We start from the raw sequence: 17,391 nt of genomic DNA, 5'->3' as shown, positions 1-17,391 counted from the left end.
TCAGTAAGGTGATTAAAACGCGTTAATGTTACTCTCTGGTTAAGAACCGCAATTCTTCGAGAAAAGATTCACCAATTAAATACCATAAGCCCAAAAGAGGCTCATTACTCTCCCCGGCGTTTCCGATGAGAGCCTGATAGCCATCAACATGACGAATCGATACGCGTCGGTCACAAGACAGACGAGACACCTTCTATGAAAGGCTGGTAGCGGACCGTCATCAAGTCTTCCTGCTCGAATCGGCTACCGACCTTGGCGATGCGTGTCATAACCTGGGGACCGTCTCCTGGGCCAATGGGCGCGATCAATACGCCATGCGTAGCCAATAGATCAACGAAGTGACGCGGCACTTCATCGCAGGCGAGCCAGATCAAGATGCGGTCGAACGGACCGCCCGGCATTCCATGGCGACCATCGGCATGCTTCACCATGATGTTCTCGCGCTTCAGCGACACAAATTGCTGTAAAGCGAGGTCGCAAAGCTTTCGGTAACGTTCAACGGTCGTCACGCGACCGGCTAACGAAGACATAACAGCCGCCGTGAAACCGGAGCCTGTTCCGATTTCCAGCACCCGATGACCGGGTTCCAGCCTGAGCGCAGCAATGGCGCGCACCTGTTCATCGATACCTTCCATATACTCACCGCAATCAAGCGGTGCAGTACGTGGACTATAGGCGAGATGAGACCATGAGGACGCGAGAAAACTCTGGCGCGGGGTGGCCTCAATGACCGAAAACAGACGCGGATCGTCAATACCGCATCCTCGCATCCGCATGACGAAGGACGCAAATCCTTCCCTGTCCGAAAGCCGTGGGCGCTCAGACGTCGCCTGCCTCATGCTTCAACCCCAAGTGCTGCGCTCAATTCTGCTCGAACCTTATGCGCGGTCAGGTCCAGGTGCAACGGAGTTACCGAAATGCAATCGGAACGGATGGCCGCGATATCGCTGTCATCTGCGACCGGCGCTTTGCCCCGACCGAAATGCAGCCAGAAGTACGGGAAACCGCGCCCGTCACGACGTTCATCAAGGCGGGCGTCGTGGCTAAGCTTACCTTGAGCCGTGACGCGCGTTCCCTTGACTTCGTCCGCGCCGCAGTTCGGGAAGTTAAGATTCAGAAGCACACCTTCCGGCCATCCGGCTGCCATCAGCTTACGGATAAGGTCTGGTGCGTGGGTTTCCGCCGTTTCCCAAGGTACGATGCGGCGGTCGCCTTCGTATTCGTATTCCTGGGACAGCGCGATGGAACGGACGCCGAGCAGCGTGCCTTCCATGGCACCGGCGACGGTGCCCGAATAGGTAACATCATCTGCAATATTAGCACCGGAGTTCACGCCCGAAAGAATAAGATCAGGCGCACCCGGCAGAACGCGGCGCACACCCATGATAACGCAATCCGTCGGCGTGCCACGCAGGGCGAAATGGCGTTCGTCTATCTGGCGCAGACGGAGCGGTTCCGACAGCGTCAGCGAATGCGCGAGGCCGCTCTGATCGGTTTCCGGCGCGACCACCCAGACATCGTCGGAGAGCTTGCGTGCGATCCGCTCCAGAACTGCGAGGCCTTCAGCGTGGATACCATCATCGTTCGTCAGCAGAATTCGCACGTCGTCACTCCTTCATTAAGGCTATCAATAATTGTGATTCACGCAGCTTTTTCTATGCGCGTGAGGCCGCCCATGTATGGCTGCAATGCTTCAGGAATATGAATGCTGCCATCTTCTTCCTGATAATTTTCCATAACAGCGATCAGAGCACGACCGACAGCGACGCCTGAACCGTTTAGCGTATGCACGAAACGGGTCGATTTCTCGCCTTCCGGACGATAACGGGCATTCATGCGACGGCCCTGGAAATCGCCACAGACAGAGCAACTGGAGATTTCGCGATAGGTGTTCTGGCCGGGAAGCCATACTTCGATGTCGTAGGTTTTCTGTGCACCGAAACCCATGTCGCCAGTGCAAAGCACCACAGTACGGAAGGGCAGACCAAGACGCTTCAGCACTTCTTCGGCACAGGCAGTCATGCGCTCATGCTCTTCAACCGAGCTATCCGCATCGGTGATCGACACCATTTCCACCTTCAGGAACTGGTGTTGGCGCAGCATACCGCGCGTGTCACGACCAGCAGAGCCCGCTTCCGAACGGAAGCAAGGAGTCAGCGCCGTGTAGCGCTGGGGAAGCGACTTTGTATCGACAATTTCATCCGCGACTAAATTGGTCAGTGGAACCTCAGCCGTTGGAATAAGCCAGCGGCCATCCGTGGTGCGAAAAAGGTCTTCCGAAAATTTCGGCAACTGACCAGTTCCGTACACCGCCTCATCGCGCACCATCAGCGGCGGCATGGTTTCGGTATAGCCATGCTCGATAGTGTGCAGGTCGAGCATGAACTGGCCGAGCGCACGTTCCAGACGCGCAAGCGGCCCCTTCAACACTGTAAAGCGCGAACCTGCAAGCTTGGCAGCGCGCTCGAAATCCATGTAGCCAAGCGCTTCGCCCAACTCGAAATGTTCCTTGGGCTGGAAGGAAAAGTTGCGCTGATTGCCGACGCGGCGGACTTCGACATTGTCGCTCTCATCCTTGCCGAGCGGCACATCTTCGAGCGGAATATTGGGGATGGCTGACAGCGCGTCGTTCAGTTCCTTGGTTAGCCGACGTTCTTCATCTTCGGCCTGAGCAAGAAAATCCTTCAACTCGGCAACTTCGGCCTTCAGCTTCTCAGCCGTTGCTGCATCCTTCGCAGCCATGGCCTTGCCGATTTCCTTCGAAGCGGCGTTGCGACGCTCCTGGGCAGCCTGAACCTTGCCCACATATTCGCGGCGTCTTTCGTCCAGCGCCATCAATTCGGACGACTGCGACTGAGCCCCACGCTTAGCGAGCGCTTTGTCGAGGGTTTCAGGGTTTTCGCGTATCCATTTGATGTCAAGCATGGGAAAAGCCGTTTCGTGAAATTGAACAGAAGCGAGGCCGCACACCCTGCGACCTCACAGAATCAACGTGACAAATCAGGACGATGAAGTGTTGTTTTCGGCGTCGGTCGATTCCTGAGCCTCATCCCGCTTCTTCTCGATCATGCGCGCCACGATGATTGAAATCTCGTAGAGAAGGATTGTCGGCAACGCAAGGCCGATCTGGCTTGCCGGATCGGGCGGTGTCAGCACAGCCGCGACGATGAAAGCGATGACGATTGCGTATTTGCGCTTGTCTTTGAGGCCCGCCGAAGTCACCAGCCCGACCCGCGCCATAAGGCTGGTCACGACCGGCAGCTGGAAGACCAGACCGAAAGCGAAGATGAGCGTCATGATGAGGCTCAGATATTCCGATACCTTCGGTAGCAAAGAAATCTGGACTTCGCCGCTGCCGCCGGTTTGCTGCATTGCAAGGAAGAACCACATCACCATCGGCGTGAAGAAGAAGTAGACGAGCGCGCCGCCAGCCAGAAAGAGGATCGGCGATGCGATCAAGAAAGGTAGGAACGCCATGCGTTCGTGCTTGTAGAGGCCGGGCGCCACGAACTTGTAAATCTGTGCGGCAATCACCGGAAATGCCAGCACAATACCCCCGAACATGGCCACCTTGACCTGCGTAAAGAAGAATTCCTGCGGTGCGGTATAGATCAACTCGGCTTTCGAACGATCCATACCCGCCCAGTCGAGCGCCCATTGATAAGGCACAACAAGCAGGTTGAAGAGCTGTTTGGCGAAAGCGAAACAGACAATAAATGCCACGAAAAATGCCAGAATTGCCCAGATCAGGCGGCGGCGCAGCTCGATCAGGTGCTCAAGCAGAGGTGCTGCACTCTGTTCGATTTCGTCCTCGTCGCGTGTCACGCTTTGGTTCCTGTCTTCTTCGTGGTCTTTTTGGCGGGTGCGGCAGCAGCCGTGGTCATTCCACCCCTTGCTGTTTCCGACTTCGCTGCTGCGGGCTTCTTGGAAGCAGGTTTCGCGACGGAAGCCTTCTGCGGAGCAACTTTCGTTTTGGCTTCGCCCTCTGCCTTCGGTGTAGTCTTGCGAATTGTCTTCCTAGGCGCAGCGGCTTTCTCCGCAACAGCCGGAACCGGGGCGCCACCAGCATCCACCGGCGTCGTTACTTCAGCGACTTTATCAGGCGTTGCCGCAGACATGGACGACGTGGACTGAAGGCCCGCGCGCAAATCCTCGCCGGCACTACGAATCGGATCGAACACTTGCGTGATTTTCGACCGCGGATCGAGCTTGCGGGTCTCATCAATGATGGTCTTGACGTCATCAAGCTCAGCTTCTTTCAAGGCTTCGTTGAATTGTTGCTTGAACTCGTTGGCGGTTGCACGCATGCGTGCGGTTGCTTTGCCGAATGCGCGCAGCATTTTCGGCAAATCCTTGGGACCGACCACCACGATCATCACGATCGCAATAATCAGAAGTTCAGACCAACCGATGTCGAGCATTTTCTTGATACCCCGCGCAATTCGCGCGCGCGTCCCGTCTTTCGGCGGAAAACCGCACTTGTAAATGGCAAAATATGCTGCGTGCGACTTCTACGCACGCAACATGCTTTATCCGTTAGATCAGGACTTGGTGGTTTTCTTGACGTCGTTGGCCGTTTCGTCAGCCTTGGCATCGATTGTACGACCCGAATCCTTGGCGTCTTCGTCGGACATGCCCTGCTTGAAGTTCTTGATGCCCTTGGCAACATCACCCATCAGCTCGGGAATCTTGCCGCGGCCAAACAGAAGAAGCACAACCGCCAGGACGATCAGCCAGTGCCAGATGGAAAAGCTACCCATTTTATTCCTCTCATTGCCGCGAACGCGCGGCATGTTCCTGCAATGCCAGTTATGATTTAAGCGCTTTCAACAAATCTTTCAAACAGAAGTGTGACAGTGAACGGCTCTCCGGCAAATAAAATTCACTTGAAAGGCGAGACTGGGACTATTCACCACGTGGTGCAAGCAAGCCGAGGCTTTCCAGATCTATGTCTTCAAGCGGCTCTTCGTCTTCAGTCAGCTCATCTGGATCGACATTCGGCACCGGAACGGCAAAACTCGATGGCATACGCGCAGAGAGCAGCCCTGCCCCACGTAGCTCTTCCAGTCCGGGCAAATCGCGGATTTCAGGCAGGCCGAAATGGTCAAGAAAAGCATCCGTTGTTCCGTAGGTAACCGGACGGCCGGGAGTCCGGCGCCGACCGCGCAACTTGATCCAGCCCGTTTCCATGAGGACATCCAAAGTCCCCTTCGAAGTCTCCACGCCGCGAATGTCTTCCAACTCGGCGCGCGTGACCGGCTGGTGATAGGCAATGATGGCCAGCACTTCGATCGCAGCACGAGACAGTTTGCGTTGCTGCACGGCTTCGCGGCTCATGAGAAAGGCTAGATCGGGCGCCGTGCGGAACGCCCAAGCGCTGCCGACCTGAACAAGATGCACGCCGCGCGTTTCATATACTTTCTGTAAATGCTGCAAAACAGGAGCAACGTCCACATTTGCAGGCAGGCGTTCAGCCAAAGCACGTTCGGAAACAGGCTCGGAGGAGGCAAAAACGATGGCCTCGACAATGCGTGCGAGATCGGCAAGTCCCTGTGTCGAGATATGAGCCTCTGCTTCTAGCTGATCGCCGTCATTATCGATTTCAGCCAGATTTCGACGTTCCGCTTCAGACATCTTCGTCCTCATCCAATTCGCTTACATCTCCTGTCGCCCTTATGTAGATCGGCTCGAAAGGAGCACTCTGTCTGACTTCCAGTTTGCCTTCACGCACAAGTTCAAGACTGGCAGCAAAGGAACTCGCAAGCGCCGAAGCTCTTTCGCGGGGTGAAAGGGCATAATCAATCAGGAAGCGATCAAGCGATATCCAGTCCCCGACTGCCCCCATCAAACGCACAAGCGCCACCCGCGCTTCTTTCAATGACCAGACCGCTCGCTTGGCGATCTGCACCTGCGAAACAGACTGGCGCTGCCGCTGCGAAGCATAGGCGGTGAGAAGGTCGTACAGTGTCGCGGAAAACTGACTGGTCCTATCTACCATAACCATTTCCGGCATACCACGCGCGAAGACATCCCGCCCGAGCCTATTGCGATTGACGAGTTTTGCCGCCGCATCGCGCATGGCTTCAAGCCTTTTCAAACGGTAATGCAACGAGGCGGCCAGCTCTTCGCCGGTTGCTCCATCGTCTCCTTGCTGTTTCGGGATAAGCAGTTTCGACTTGAGATAGGCAAGCCACGCCGCCATGACGAGATAGTCGGCGGCGAGTTCGAGACGTAGCGCCCTTGCCTGCTCTACAAACTGAAGATACTGCTCCGTAAGCGCCAGGACTGAAATACGGGCAAGATCGACTCGCTGGCTTCGCGCCAGATGAAGCAATAGATCAAGAGGTCCTTCAAACCCCTGCACATCGATGAGAAGCGAAGGTTCACTTTCGTTGCCGCCGGAATCACCTTGCCACAGCGCGTCCATCGGCACGAGTGTGCCGTCTTTGCCGTCTGTGTCTGCCCCCGATGCTGCCAAACCCGTTTCCCTACTGATAAGATTTCACCGGCGGACGGTCCGCCGACGATCTCAGTTTACCAAGTTTTGACGATTACGCTATCCGTTCAAACATGGCGTTGAATTCTGCACGTAGTTCGTCCTCATCAGAAAGATCGGGATCGCCAGCATAAACTTCCGCCAAGTCGGCGCGGTGCTTCGATTTGCCCTCAAGAACCGGCACACGCGCTGCGACTTCTTTGAGTTCTTCCATCACACCTGCGCAATAGAGAACCATATCACAACCGGCACCGATGATGCCGTCTGCAATATCACCAAGTCCGCCGGAGAGCGCTTTCATGGAAATATCATCGCTCATGACAAGGCCGTCGAACTGGATAACGTCACGAATAATCGTATTGATGACAGTCGGCGACAATGTCGACGGGCGCTGCGGATCAATGCAATCGAACACGACATGCGCCGTCATTGCCATCGGTAGATCATTGAGTGCCTTGAATGGCACAAAATCATGCGCAACCAATTCGTTCAGTGGAACGGTGACCCGCGCCAGTTCCTTGTGCGTGTCTGTAAACGCACGGCCATGTCCGGGCATATGCTTGACCACAGGCAGCAAACCACCTGCTAGCAAGCCTTCCGCAGCAGATCGCCCCATCTCAGCGACAGCATGCGGATTCTTTGAATAGGCACGCGCGCCAATGACATCATGTGCACCTACGACGGGCACGTCCAGAACCGGCAGGCAATCCACATTGACGCCAATTTTCAGCAAATCGAATGCATGCAGGCGAGAATGCAGCCAAGCGGCGCGCACACCGGCTTCGCGATCACGCGCATAGATCGCGCCAATTTCCGAGGCCGAGGGATAATTGGGAACGAGCGGCGGACGAAGACGCTGCACGCGCCCGCCTTCCTGATCGATGAAAACAGGCGTCTGGTCCCGGCCCGTCAGGTCGCGCATATGCGCGGTCAGCTCGGAAACCTGTTCCAGACTTTCGACATTGCGAGCAAAGAGAATAAAGCCCCAAGGCCTTTCATCGCGGAAAAACGCAACTTCGTCCTCGGTAAGTTTCGTTCCTGATACACCGGCAATCCATGCCTTGCACTCTTTCATGCGCTCTTCCCCAAAACTGTCTGGAAATGCTTTATTCAAACAACCCTGTCCCGGTTTAACCGAAAAAACCCGGGCTTGGTAGTGGACCATAAAAAAGGGCGACCAAAGTCGCCCTTTCGAGTTTTTTGTCCAAGAGATTACCGCGTTACCAGACAGCTGCCACCGGTAGACTTAAGGCGCGCGCAGAGCGCAGACGCTTCTTCCTTGGAACCGGCTTGAACGCGGACACGATAGTAAGTGCCCTTGCCTGGAATATCGGCTCGCTTGATGTCGACGCTGCGTCCGCCGATCACGCTGCCATACTTCTGAGCCATGTTCGCATAAGACTTCTGCGCCAGCTCAGCAGATGGCTGCGAAGCAATCTGGATGAAATAGCCACCTGCTCCCGCTGCCGAAGCCACTTGAGGTGCGGCGGAAGCCGAAGTGGCAGCAGACGGAATCTGCGTGCGCTGCGGAACATTGCCAACAATGTTGACAGGCTGTTCAGCAGGCCTTGATCGTACCACTGGAGGATGAGCAGGAAGACGCGGCGCTTCTGTCGCAGGCTCCGCCTGCTGCGTCGGTGTTGGCGCAGCAGGTTCCGTAGGTGCATTGCCAGCGGCCAGCGCGGCGATCTCATCACCGCCAGCAGGAGCTATTGGCTGCGCAGTGTTCGCCGGAGTCAGTTGGGAAGCGGTTTCTTCCGGTGCCGGAGATGGCTGAACGATAGAGCCATCAGGGCGAACGATCATGGTTTCTACTTCACGTGGCTGAACCAACGGCTCATTATGGTTATTCTGGTTCTCGAGCGGAGCCTGGTTCGCCACTGGTTGCTCGTCTGACGTATTGCCGTCATTCGTGCTGGAAATGTCCACCGGCTCTTCACCGGAAGTGATCAGTGATTTTTGTTCCGGATTGTTCGGCAAGGTACCCGCAACGCGGTCGTAAACTGCCTTATCCTGATTTGGCACTGTTACACCGCCCGGATTTTCCGGCTGCACCTTGATCGGCTGATTGTCGGCCCGGATCACGACCGGTTCGCCGGAACTGCTACCCCCGAGAAAATGATAGCCAATCCCCCCCAAAAGCACCACCACACCGGCCACGCTAGCCAAAATGAGGCCGCGACGGCCCCGAACCGGGCGATTACGATAGGCTTCAGCGGCACTCCCAAGATCGTGTTCCGCTGGCATCGCCGCCCGGTCACCATAGTCGCCACCCTCAAAGGTCTGTGCCCCCTGAGCGGCCCAATGGTTGTAGAAATCGTCTTGATTACCCAATGGGTTAGAGGCTTTTGGCTGTACTGATTCCTGTGCCGTTGCCTGTGAGCGGCCATATACCCCGGCAGCTGCGGCAGCACCGACACCGGCAGCAGCAGCGCCCACGGCTGCACCGAGGCCGGCCCCGGAGTTAGGCAGATAGCTTGAAGCGCTTTCGCGGAAGATGTCTTCAAAAGCCCTGTCAGCTTCGCTCTGCGCGTCAGTTTTAGACGAGTCATCGACGCCAACCGTATTGAAGACCTCGGCGAATTCCGCTTCGAGATCAGTCAAACCGGCGTTAGCTTCTTCTTCGCCATAATTGACTTCCGGCAAATCGAGCGAATGCGTTTGCTCAACCTTTTCTTCGGCCACGCTCAACGTCTCGACTTCGGGCGCCGGGGCGCTGGCTGTGGCTGTATGAGCATTTCCAAACGGCAAAAACGAAGCCTGGGAAGAGTAGTGACTATCGTCCGCACGCATCGCGTGGGCATAGGTGGGTATTTCTTCCTCAGACTCGTTGTTCAGATTGAGATCGTCTTCAGTGAAAAAATCATCCTCATTGAAAGCGTTCTCATCCTGAATGCCGGAAACATCACCCGAAGTTTCATAACCAAAGTCATCCTCCGAAAGGCCGATTTCACCCAGCTCTAAGAGGTCGTCCTCAGTTCCTTCTGCAGCAATTACAGCGGTTGTTTCCTCAACATCGAACGAAAAATCATCATCGAAAGAAAAATCGTCTTCATCATTAAGCGCAGGGGCTGCGACTGCAGCAGGCGCTTGATCGGCCTGCGGTGCGGTTGCTACCGTATCCTGTGAAGCAACGCCCGAGGAAAAATTGCTCCGTGTATAGTACGGATATCCTGCATACGTAAATTGCGACAGAGGCTGAGCCGCATAAGATTCAACAGGTGTGGCGGCTTGCAGCGCAGAATCATAAGCCGGCTCGTTAAGCTGCGGATTCTCAAGATGCAGCTCTTCCAGCTCCTGTTCATCCTGGTATCTGGTATTCTGAACCGCCGCAGCGTCCTGGTGGGTGTATGTTTCCTCTACAGGCGCAACATGGGAAAAGTGCGCTTCCTCGTGGGAGACTGATTGCGGCTCATCGCCGAAAAGAAGATTCTGTAGTTCGTCCTCAAGTGATACCGGCGCCGTGACGGCAGCATAGGACTGCTCTGTGGGCTCAACCGCCTGAGCGTTCCAGTCATCATCGCGCGCAAGCTGGTAAGCTTGTTCATTCGGTTCTATGGCTGGCTGATAGATCGTCGGATCGTAATCGGTCTGATCGATGTGAAGCGTCTCGACGGTTTCTCGGCGAACATAGACCGACGAGGATGCGGCATAATTTTCTGCACTCGATTCACGCGCAGCCGAATAATCATTGTAATCGAATTGCGGTACGGGCTCTGTGCGATCGATTTCTTCGAACTCAAGTGCCTCAAATGAGGGTGCTTTCAATTCTGACGTCAGCTCAACCTCATCCATCTGAAGATCGAGTTCATCTTCGAGAGCCGAAGCAAGTTCGTCCTCATGTATCAGCGGGGCATCATCCGACAGATGAGAATCATCTCTCGTGCGGAGCTCCGCGAACTGTGACTGATCCGTAGGCTGAGAATAATCATTGAAGTCACCAAGCAATTCGCGCTCCAGATCCAGCGATGGATCGAAACCCGGCTCTGTCCGGCTCTCTTCACGATAACCAGATCGACGCTCATTCCAAGCGACGTTGTCACCAGCAGGCGTGCCGAAATCCATGATCCGCGACAGTTCCATCAGTGGATCGTCTTCGTGCAACGGACGCTCGCCGTAATTACGGGGATTTGCACTGCTGTCCGTCATAGCGTGTTCCTAACTCAAACCCTGGACGTCGCAAGACGTCTCCATACATTGCTTTGTAGCGAGGCAATGTGGGCAAAAGTTGACGGAAGTTTCCTGCGCCAGAAGGAAGACCGATGACTTGCATTCATCATGGCCTTCCGCCTGTTCAACTTGCCAACTTTTGCCTTTCAATCAGTCTTTCGACCTTAAAAGGCTTTGTGACAACCGTCTGAGCTCCGCAGTCATCTCGAACCGCATGGCGCGACCCGCACACTTTGGAGACCATCCTTCAAGTATAGTCCGTCTCGAAAGATATTCACCTTCAAACTATACTCTAGCGCATTTCCGCTGGAGCATCCGCACCGATTATCGTCAATCCGGAAGTCAGCACATCAGAAACAACCTGTACCAGCCCTAGCCTGGCTAATGACAAGTTTGGATCGTTAACCTTAATAAAACGTAAGTCCGGGTTCTCTGTACCCCTATTCCATTGCGAATGGAACGCGCTGGCGAGATCATAGAGGTAGAAAGCAAGCCGATGCGGCTCTTGATGAACGGCCGCAGCCTCGATCAGGCGCGGATATTCGGCCAGCTTGCGAATGAGTGCAATCTCGCTTTCATCAGTCAGCTTGTCGAAATGCGCAGCCATGCCGACTCGGTCGAGATCGGCAAGACCAAGCTGGTCCGCCGCCTGACGGAAAACCGAATGGCAACGTGCAGAAGCGTATTGCACGTAGAACACTGGATTATCTTTCGACTGCTCCGTCACCTTTGCAAAATCGAAATCCAGGGGCGCATCGTTTTTCCGGTAAAGCATCATGAAACGAACCGGGTCGCGACCAACTTCGTCGACGACGTCGCGCAGCGTGATGAATTCGCCGGCCCGCTTCGACATACGCACCGGCTCGCCATCGCGGAACAGCTTCACCAGCTGGCAGAGCAATACCGTTAGCTTTGCCTTGCCGTCGGAAACGGCCCTTGCAACCGCTTCCAGGCGCTTGACGTAGCCGCCATGGTCGGCACCCAACACATAGATCATCTCGTTGAAGCCGCGGTCATATTTGTCCTTGAAGTATGCCACATCGCCTGCAAAATAGGTGAAAGCGCCGTCAGACTTCATCAGTGGACGGTCAATATCGTCGCCCACTTCCGTCGAACGAAACAATGTCTGCTCACGATCTTCCCAGTCTTCTGGAAGCTGGCCCTTCGGAGGTGGCAGCTTGCCTTTATAGACGTGCCCTTTGAGCGTCAGATCATTGATTGCGTTGCGAATCGCCCGTGCATGATCGACATGCAGCTTGCGCTCGGAGAAGAACACATCGTGGTGCACATTGAGCGCATCGAGATCGGCGCGGATCATCGCCATCATCGCGTCAATCGTGCGATCCTTCACCAGAGCAAGCGCTTCAGCTTCCGGCATTTCCAGAAGCTTGCGGCTAAACTCCTTCGCAAGTTCCTGTCCGACTGGAACGAGATAATCGCCCGGATAAAGACCAGCCGGGATTTCGCCAATATTTTCACCAAGTGCTTCGCGGTAGCGAAGCATAACGGACCGGGCCAGCACATCAATCTGCGCGCCCGCATCGTTAATGTAGTATTCCTTGACCACATCATAGCCTGCGAACTTGAGCAGATTGGCCAGAACATCGCCGACAACGGCACCACGACAATGGCCGACATGCATCGGGCCGGTAGGGTTTGCCGAAACATATTCCACATTGACTTTCGATCCTGCACCAAGCTTGGAGCGACCGAAATCCGTGCCTTCGTTCAGCATCGAAGAGAGTTCGCGCTGCCAGTAAGCTGCCTTCAAACGCAGATTGATGAAACCCGGACCGGCGACATCGACAGTCTCAACGTCTTCGTCCAAGGCAAGAGCCTCGGCAATACGACCGGCAAGCTCCCGCGGGTTCTGACCGACAGCCTTGGAGAGCACCATCGCAGCATTGGTCGCAATATCACCATGGGAAGCATCTCGCGGCGGCTCGACACCGATGCGCGAGAAATCGAGTTCGCCACCATCTTTCGATTTTAGATCAATATCTTGCAACGTCTTTTTGATACGTGCGTCGAAATCTGCAAAGATATTCATGGTCTATCCTGTCAGGCTTGCGCCGGGATTCAAATTTTCTGCGAACTCGGCGTGTTTGCCGACTATGTCGCTTCGTTTGGCCCCGATTAAGCTAAATCGGGAGTGCGGTCAAACAATCGTCGGTGTTCTCGCACGGCATAATTGTCAGTCATCCCCGCCAGATAGTCTGCAATCCGCCGCGCTCGTGCCGCCTCATCCAACGTCTCGCAGCCCGATTGCCATTCCGGCGGCATGTTTGTCAGATCGGCAAAGCAGGCATCAAAAAGGTCTTGCAATATCTTATCAGCCGCATGCCTGCGTACCACGACGCTGTCGTGGAAATAGAGGTTCTTGAACAGGAACCTCTTCAGTACTTTTTCATCAGTACGCATGGCATCGGAGAAAGCCACCAATGCGTGCGAGTGGCCGTGGACGTCTTCCACGCTCTGTGGCTTTGCCACTGCCAGACGACGCTGTGCTTCTTCGATCACATCTTCCACCATGATGGTGATCTGCCTGCGGACCAGCTCGTGTCCGGTTCGCACGGGATCGAGATCTGGGTAACGCGTCCGCACGACATCGAGCAGACGTTTCGTCAACGGCACTTCATCAAGAGCGTCAAGGCTCAAAAGTCCTGCGCGTAGACCATCATCGATATCATGAGCGTTATAGGCAATATCGTCGGCAATTGCTGCGCACTGCGCTTCGAGACTGGCAAACCGCGTGAGCTCCAGATCATAGCGTTCATTGAAATCGAGAATCGGTAATGGCACAGCGGCATTCGGATGTGTCGCGTTTGCGCCCAACAGAGGCCCGTTGTGCTTGACCAGTCCTTCCAACGTTTCCCACGATAGATTGAGCCCGTCGAAGTCGGCGTATCGGTGCTCGAGTTTGGTCACGATCCGCAGCGACTGCGCATTATGATCAAACCCACCAAAATCCTTCATGCGCTCATTGAGGGCTTCCTCACCTGTGTGTCCGAAAGGCGTATGTCCAAAATCATGGACGAGCGCCACGGCCTCAGCGAGATCTTCATCAAGCCGCAACGCACGCGCCAGCGCACGAGCAATCTGGGCTACTTCTATCGTATGCGTAAGCCGCGTTCGATAATGATCGCCTTCATGGGCGATGAAAACCTGTGTCTTGTGCTTCAGACGACGGAATGCTGTCGAATGGATGATACGGTCGCGATCACGTTGAAACGGGGTGCGCGTCGGGCTTTCTGGTTCTGGCACCAGACGGCCACGGCTTCGTGCAGGATCACAGGCATAGGGCGCGCGTTCGCGATAACCAAAGCCTATTCCTTCCAGCGACATTGCGATGCTTCCTTCACTGTAATATGATTACATAAAACTGGTGCGGCCCCGGTACAGACATTGACTTCCGCAGTTCGCGTTCATAGCTATCAGCTAATCATGAAGGCAAGTATGCGGCTATCGGAAATCTGGAAAATCGCCCGGTTCGATATTCGCAATTGCAAACGGAACAAGGCAGATGACAGGCATTACCGTTTCAGATTCCGCAGCAAAGCGGATCGCCAAGATTCTCGGATCGGAACCGGGAAAGACTGCCCTTCGCGTTTCGGTCGAAGGCGGTGGGTGTTCCGGTTTCTCCTATAAATACGATCTCGTCGATGAGCAGACCGACGACGACATTGTAATCGAAAAGCTGGGCGCCAAGGTGCTGATCGATTCGATTTCTGTTCCCTATATGGATGGTTCGGAAATCGATTTCGTGGATGATCTTATGGGGCAGTCGTTCCAGATTCGCAATCCGAACGCCACTTCGGCTTGCGGATGCGGAACAAGCTTCGCAATCTGACTGGCGCGTCAAACAGGACGTTCAAAACCGGCTGCCGAATGGCGGCCGGTTTTTTATCGGTGCCGGGAAACAACCAGCCTTAAACCTTTATCGAAGCGACGGTCGCTTCGATGTGGTCCACCAGAGCATCCGGCAGACCAAGCCGACCGGCCAGCATATCCAGATATCCCCGTTCAGCCCGGTTGTCCGGATCTATAGCGAGACGTGACGCTGTATAGAGCTCAACCTTCTGCTCTTCAGTCTGCGCGGCTGAAACCAGAGCCTCGATATCAATGGGATCAGCGAGTTCTTTCTCCAGGAAGGTTTCCGCCTCATTGTCCAGACCAGAAATCCTGACCTTCTCCATGATGCGAGCCCGCTCAGCGTCATCGATATGGCCATCTGCCTTTGCAGCCGCGATCATCGCCTGCACAAGCGTCAGCGCAAAACTGTTGCTCATTGCGGGAGATTGCGGATGAAATGGAGAATCGGCTGGAGGTGAAGGAAGAAGTTCCGGCTGCTTCGCCGCTGGCTGTTCTGCCGTCTGCGGTGCCTGACCTGACTTGTAGTTCTTGTAGGCAAGATACCCCAGCCCGGCGATCGCAGCGATGCCACCGACGGTCGCAACATTGCCTGCGAGCTTGCGACCGGTCTTCGTGCCAAGGATGGCGGCGGCTATGGCACCCGTTGCAAGCGGGTTCTTCTTTGCCAGGTCTGTTACCTGCCCGGCCTTGTCGCGGACACTTCCCGATGTGCCGGGTATTTGTGATCCCAGAAACTGTTCGAGAAGTTTCTTGGCGTCGAACATTCGAATATCTCCTGTTTGGCTCCTGTCCAGAGCAAATAGGAATGCAAAACCGCCAATACAAATGATCCTGCTCCAAAATATAAGCGGATATTGAAATTGTAGCCGATGAAAAGCTGTGACGCGCAATCACACCGGCTTGCCCTCACCTCCCCAAGCGCATAATCATAATATTATGAAAATCGCGACCTGGAACATCAACGGCGTCAAAGCCCGCATAGACAACCTCCAGCATTGGCTGAAGGAGTCCTCTCCCGACATTGTCTGCCTACAGGAAATCAAGTCGGTCGATGACCAGTTTCCGCGCCTGGAGATTGAAGCGCTCGGCTATCACGTGGAAACACATGGTCAGAAAGGCTTCAATGGCGTCGCGCTTCTATCCAGGAAATCGCCGGATGAGATCAATCGCGGCCTTCCCGGCGACGAGAGCGATGAGCAGGCGCGTTTCATCGAAGGTGTCTATTCAACGGACCAGGGCGTTGTTCGAGTCGTTTCGCTTTACCTACCGAACGGTAATCCCGTGGACACAGAAAAATTTCCCTACAAGCTTTCGTGGATGCAGCGGCTTGAGCTTTGGGCGAAAGAGCGCCTTGCTCTAGAAGAGCCCCTGGTACTTGCCGGCGACTACAATGTCATTCCAGAGCCAGTTGATGCCAAAAACCCGGAGCAATGGGCTGGTGACGCGCTCTTCAAGCCACAATCACGCCAAGCATTCCGTAGACTTGAAAATCTGGGCTTTACCGACGCGATCCGCGCATCAACCGACGAGAGCGGCATTTACTCTTTCTGGGATTATCAGGCTGGTGCCTGGCAGAAAAACAACGGCATCCGTATCGACCATCTGATGCTGTCGCCGGAGGCCGCCAACCGACTCATATCAAGTGATGTGGAAAAGCACGTCCGTGCTTGGGAAAAGCCATCTGACCACGTGCCAGTGACGGTCAGGCTTTCGAACTGAGAATTGCCGCTAGCTCGAAACGAAGATCAGAAATCGCCCTTGGCGACATAGTCACTGGAAAGGGCGATCGCGTTACGACGGTCCGCTTCACCGGCAATCGAAAACGCCTGTTCCTGCATATCACGTATCCAGGGGCAATCCTCCGTGGGGCAGCGTTCAAAGGCCGCTGTCATCATGGCCAAGCCGCGAACGGTCTTGCCTGCCTGAAACAGCATATTGCCGAGCATGGCCTGCGCACCAGCATTACCTTTCTTGGCTGCAAGCTGGAACCACCGGGCGGCTTGCACGGAATTGCGTTCTCCGCCGTCGCCATCAAGCAGCATCTTGCCAAGCTCGAACTGGGCCGCTGAATCACCGAAATTAGAGGCAGCCTGCACATAGAGGTTGCGCGCCATACCCGGATTGGCGTGAACAGGTGAACCCGGAATGCCACGCTTCACATAACCGGCGAGCGCAACGAGGGCGTCAGCCACGTAGGAGTCATTTTCCGATCCCGGCTCCGCCCCTTCTCGAACGATTTTTTCAAAAATCTTGTAGGCTTCGTAGTCATTTTCCGGCACACCATCGCCATCGGCATACATGCGGGCCAGTTTCCACTTGGCGCCCTGATGACCGCGATCCGCAGCATAGCGCAGCGCCTTGATTGCCTCGTCCTTGTGACCGCTCTTGTATGCGGAGAAGCCAAACTTGAAGAGTTCGAACGGACTTCTCGACTTTTCGGAATCGTCATTAAGGTCGAAAGCAAAGGCGCTGTTACAGGCAAGGGCCAAGCCGAAAACCATAGCAAGCGCTCTATATGAAAAACTGCGGATACGCATCACAACGCTGGTCTTTCACACTCAGTGGAGGAAACAATCATAGAGGACAGAATGCACGCTATTTTCGTCAAGACTGAGACCCGATCTTGGCCGAAAAAAGCCTTACCACCATTGGAAAGAATAAAGGGGGCGCAAACAGGAAACATCCTGTTCCCAATCTGTTTGTTGTACAACAACGCGCCCTTCGTCATTCCTGCCTATCCTGTTGGAGCTTATCTGCTCCCAATACGTTGGTGGCCTCTGCCTTTCCATGATCGGTGACGCCAGTTTGTGGCGGGAAATGGGCAAAATGTGCCTGAGCTCTTTCTAACCTAA

At 55.0% G+C, this 17,391-nt stretch carries 16 protein-coding genes; 2 read left to right on the top strand and 14 right to left on the bottom strand.

Annotation, left to right across the window (positions count from 1 at the left end; translation table 11 throughout):
- Positions 1-170: 170 nt before the first annotated feature.
- The 12 genes from FJQ48_RS14705 to FJQ48_RS14650 all read right to left on the bottom strand — a co-directional run bounded on the left by FJQ48_RS14705 (position 171) and on the right by FJQ48_RS14650 (position 14,011).
- Positions 171-839, bottom strand: coding sequence for a protein-L-isoaspartate(D-aspartate) O-methyltransferase (locus FJQ48_RS14705; protein WP_139975737.1), 669 nt, complete (start codon positions 837-839; stop codon positions 171-173).
- Complete coding sequence (surE, locus tag FJQ48_RS14700; protein ID WP_139975736.1) at positions 836-1,603, bottom strand: 5'/3'-nucleotidase SurE; 768 nt, start codon at positions 1,601-1,603, stop codon at positions 836-838. The genes FJQ48_RS14705 and surE overlap by 4 nt, the downstream gene beginning before the upstream one ends.
- A 38-nt stretch (positions 1,604-1,641) precedes the next feature.
- Positions 1,642-2,925: a serine--tRNA ligase gene (gene serS, locus FJQ48_RS14695; RefSeq protein WP_139975735.1), complete on the bottom strand. Its 1,284-nt coding sequence runs from the start codon at positions 2,923-2,925 to the stop codon at positions 1,642-1,644.
- Positions 2,926-3,000: 75 nt separating this feature from the next.
- Entirely contained in the window at positions 3,001-3,825 is an 825-nt protein-coding gene (gene tatC / locus FJQ48_RS14690; RefSeq protein ID WP_139975734.1) for a twin-arginine translocase subunit TatC, read from the bottom strand.
- Positions 3,822-4,421 (bottom strand): Sec-independent protein translocase protein TatB, encoded by a 600-nt coding sequence (gene tatB, locus FJQ48_RS14685; protein WP_139975733.1) that lies wholly within the window; start codon positions 4,419-4,421, stop codon positions 3,822-3,824. The genes tatC and tatB overlap by 4 nt, the downstream gene beginning before the upstream one ends.
- A gap of 120 nt (positions 4,422-4,541) precedes the next feature.
- Positions 4,542-4,760, bottom strand: coding sequence for a twin-arginine translocase TatA/TatE family subunit (locus FJQ48_RS14680; RefSeq protein WP_139975732.1), 219 nt, complete (start codon positions 4,758-4,760; stop codon positions 4,542-4,544).
- Positions 4,761-4,905: 145 nt separating this feature from the next.
- Positions 4,906-5,634 (bottom strand): SMC-Scp complex subunit ScpB, encoded by a 729-nt coding sequence (gene scpB / locus FJQ48_RS14675; RefSeq protein WP_139975731.1) that lies wholly within the window; start codon positions 5,632-5,634, stop codon positions 4,906-4,908.
- Positions 5,627-6,478, bottom strand: a complete 852-nt coding sequence (locus tag FJQ48_RS14670; protein ID WP_139975730.1) for a ScpA family protein — start codon at positions 6,476-6,478, stop codon at positions 5,627-5,629. Before FJQ48_RS14670 ends, scpB begins: the two co-directional genes overlap by 8 nt.
- Positions 6,479-6,551: 73 nt before the next feature.
- Positions 6,552-7,571, bottom strand: a complete 1,020-nt coding sequence (gene nagZ, locus FJQ48_RS14665; RefSeq protein ID WP_139975729.1) for a beta-N-acetylhexosaminidase — start codon at positions 7,569-7,571, stop codon at positions 6,552-6,554.
- A gap of 137 nt (positions 7,572-7,708) precedes the next feature.
- Entirely contained in the window at positions 7,709-10,645 is a 2,937-nt protein-coding gene (locus FJQ48_RS14660) for an SPOR domain-containing protein (protein WP_139975728.1), read from the bottom strand.
- A 313-nt stretch (positions 10,646-10,958) separates the two neighbouring features.
- Positions 10,959-12,716 carry an arginine--tRNA ligase gene (gene argS / locus FJQ48_RS14655; protein WP_139975727.1) on the bottom strand — a complete coding sequence of 586 codons (1,758 nt, stop codon included), beginning with the start codon at positions 12,714-12,716 and terminating at the stop codon, positions 10,959-10,961.
- A gap of 86 nt (positions 12,717-12,802) precedes the next feature.
- Positions 12,803-14,011, bottom strand: a complete 1,209-nt coding sequence (locus tag FJQ48_RS14650; protein WP_139975726.1) for a deoxyguanosinetriphosphate triphosphohydrolase — start codon at positions 14,009-14,011, stop codon at positions 12,803-12,805.
- A gap of 178 nt (positions 14,012-14,189) precedes the next feature.
- On the opposite strand from FJQ48_RS14650, the gene erpA reads away from it, so the two are divergent.
- The gene (gene erpA / locus FJQ48_RS14645; RefSeq protein WP_006471759.1) at positions 14,190-14,516 is read left to right on the top strand and encodes an iron-sulfur cluster insertion protein ErpA; all 327 of its coding nucleotides are present in this window, start codon (positions 14,190-14,192) and stop codon (positions 14,514-14,516) included.
- A 79-nt stretch (positions 14,517-14,595) separates the two neighbouring features.
- On the opposite strand, the gene FJQ48_RS14640 is transcribed toward erpA, so the two are convergent.
- Positions 14,596-15,303: a tellurite resistance TerB family protein gene (locus FJQ48_RS14640; RefSeq protein ID WP_139975725.1), complete on the bottom strand. Its 708-nt coding sequence runs from the start codon at positions 15,301-15,303 to the stop codon at positions 14,596-14,598.
- Positions 15,304-15,475: 172 nt separating this feature from the next.
- Here FJQ48_RS14640 and xth point away from each other — a divergent pair, with 172 nt between their 5' ends.
- Positions 15,476-16,258, top strand: a complete 783-nt coding sequence (xth, locus tag FJQ48_RS14635; protein WP_139975724.1) for an exodeoxyribonuclease III — start codon at positions 15,476-15,478, stop codon at positions 16,256-16,258.
- 26 nt (positions 16,259-16,284) lie between these two features.
- Here the strand turns inward: xth and FJQ48_RS14630 are convergent, their stop codons facing one another.
- Complete coding sequence (locus FJQ48_RS14630) at positions 16,285-17,076, bottom strand: tetratricopeptide repeat protein (RefSeq protein ID WP_139976302.1); 792 nt, start codon at positions 17,074-17,076, stop codon at positions 16,285-16,287.
- Positions 17,077-17,391: the final 315 nt, after the last annotated feature.

It is taken from the genome of Ochrobactrum sp. CGA5 (assembly GCF_006345815.1).
Taxonomy (GTDB): domain Bacteria; phylum Pseudomonadota; class Alphaproteobacteria; order Rhizobiales; family Rhizobiaceae; genus Brucella.
This window is presented reverse-complemented; position numbering and strand designations above follow the sequence as displayed.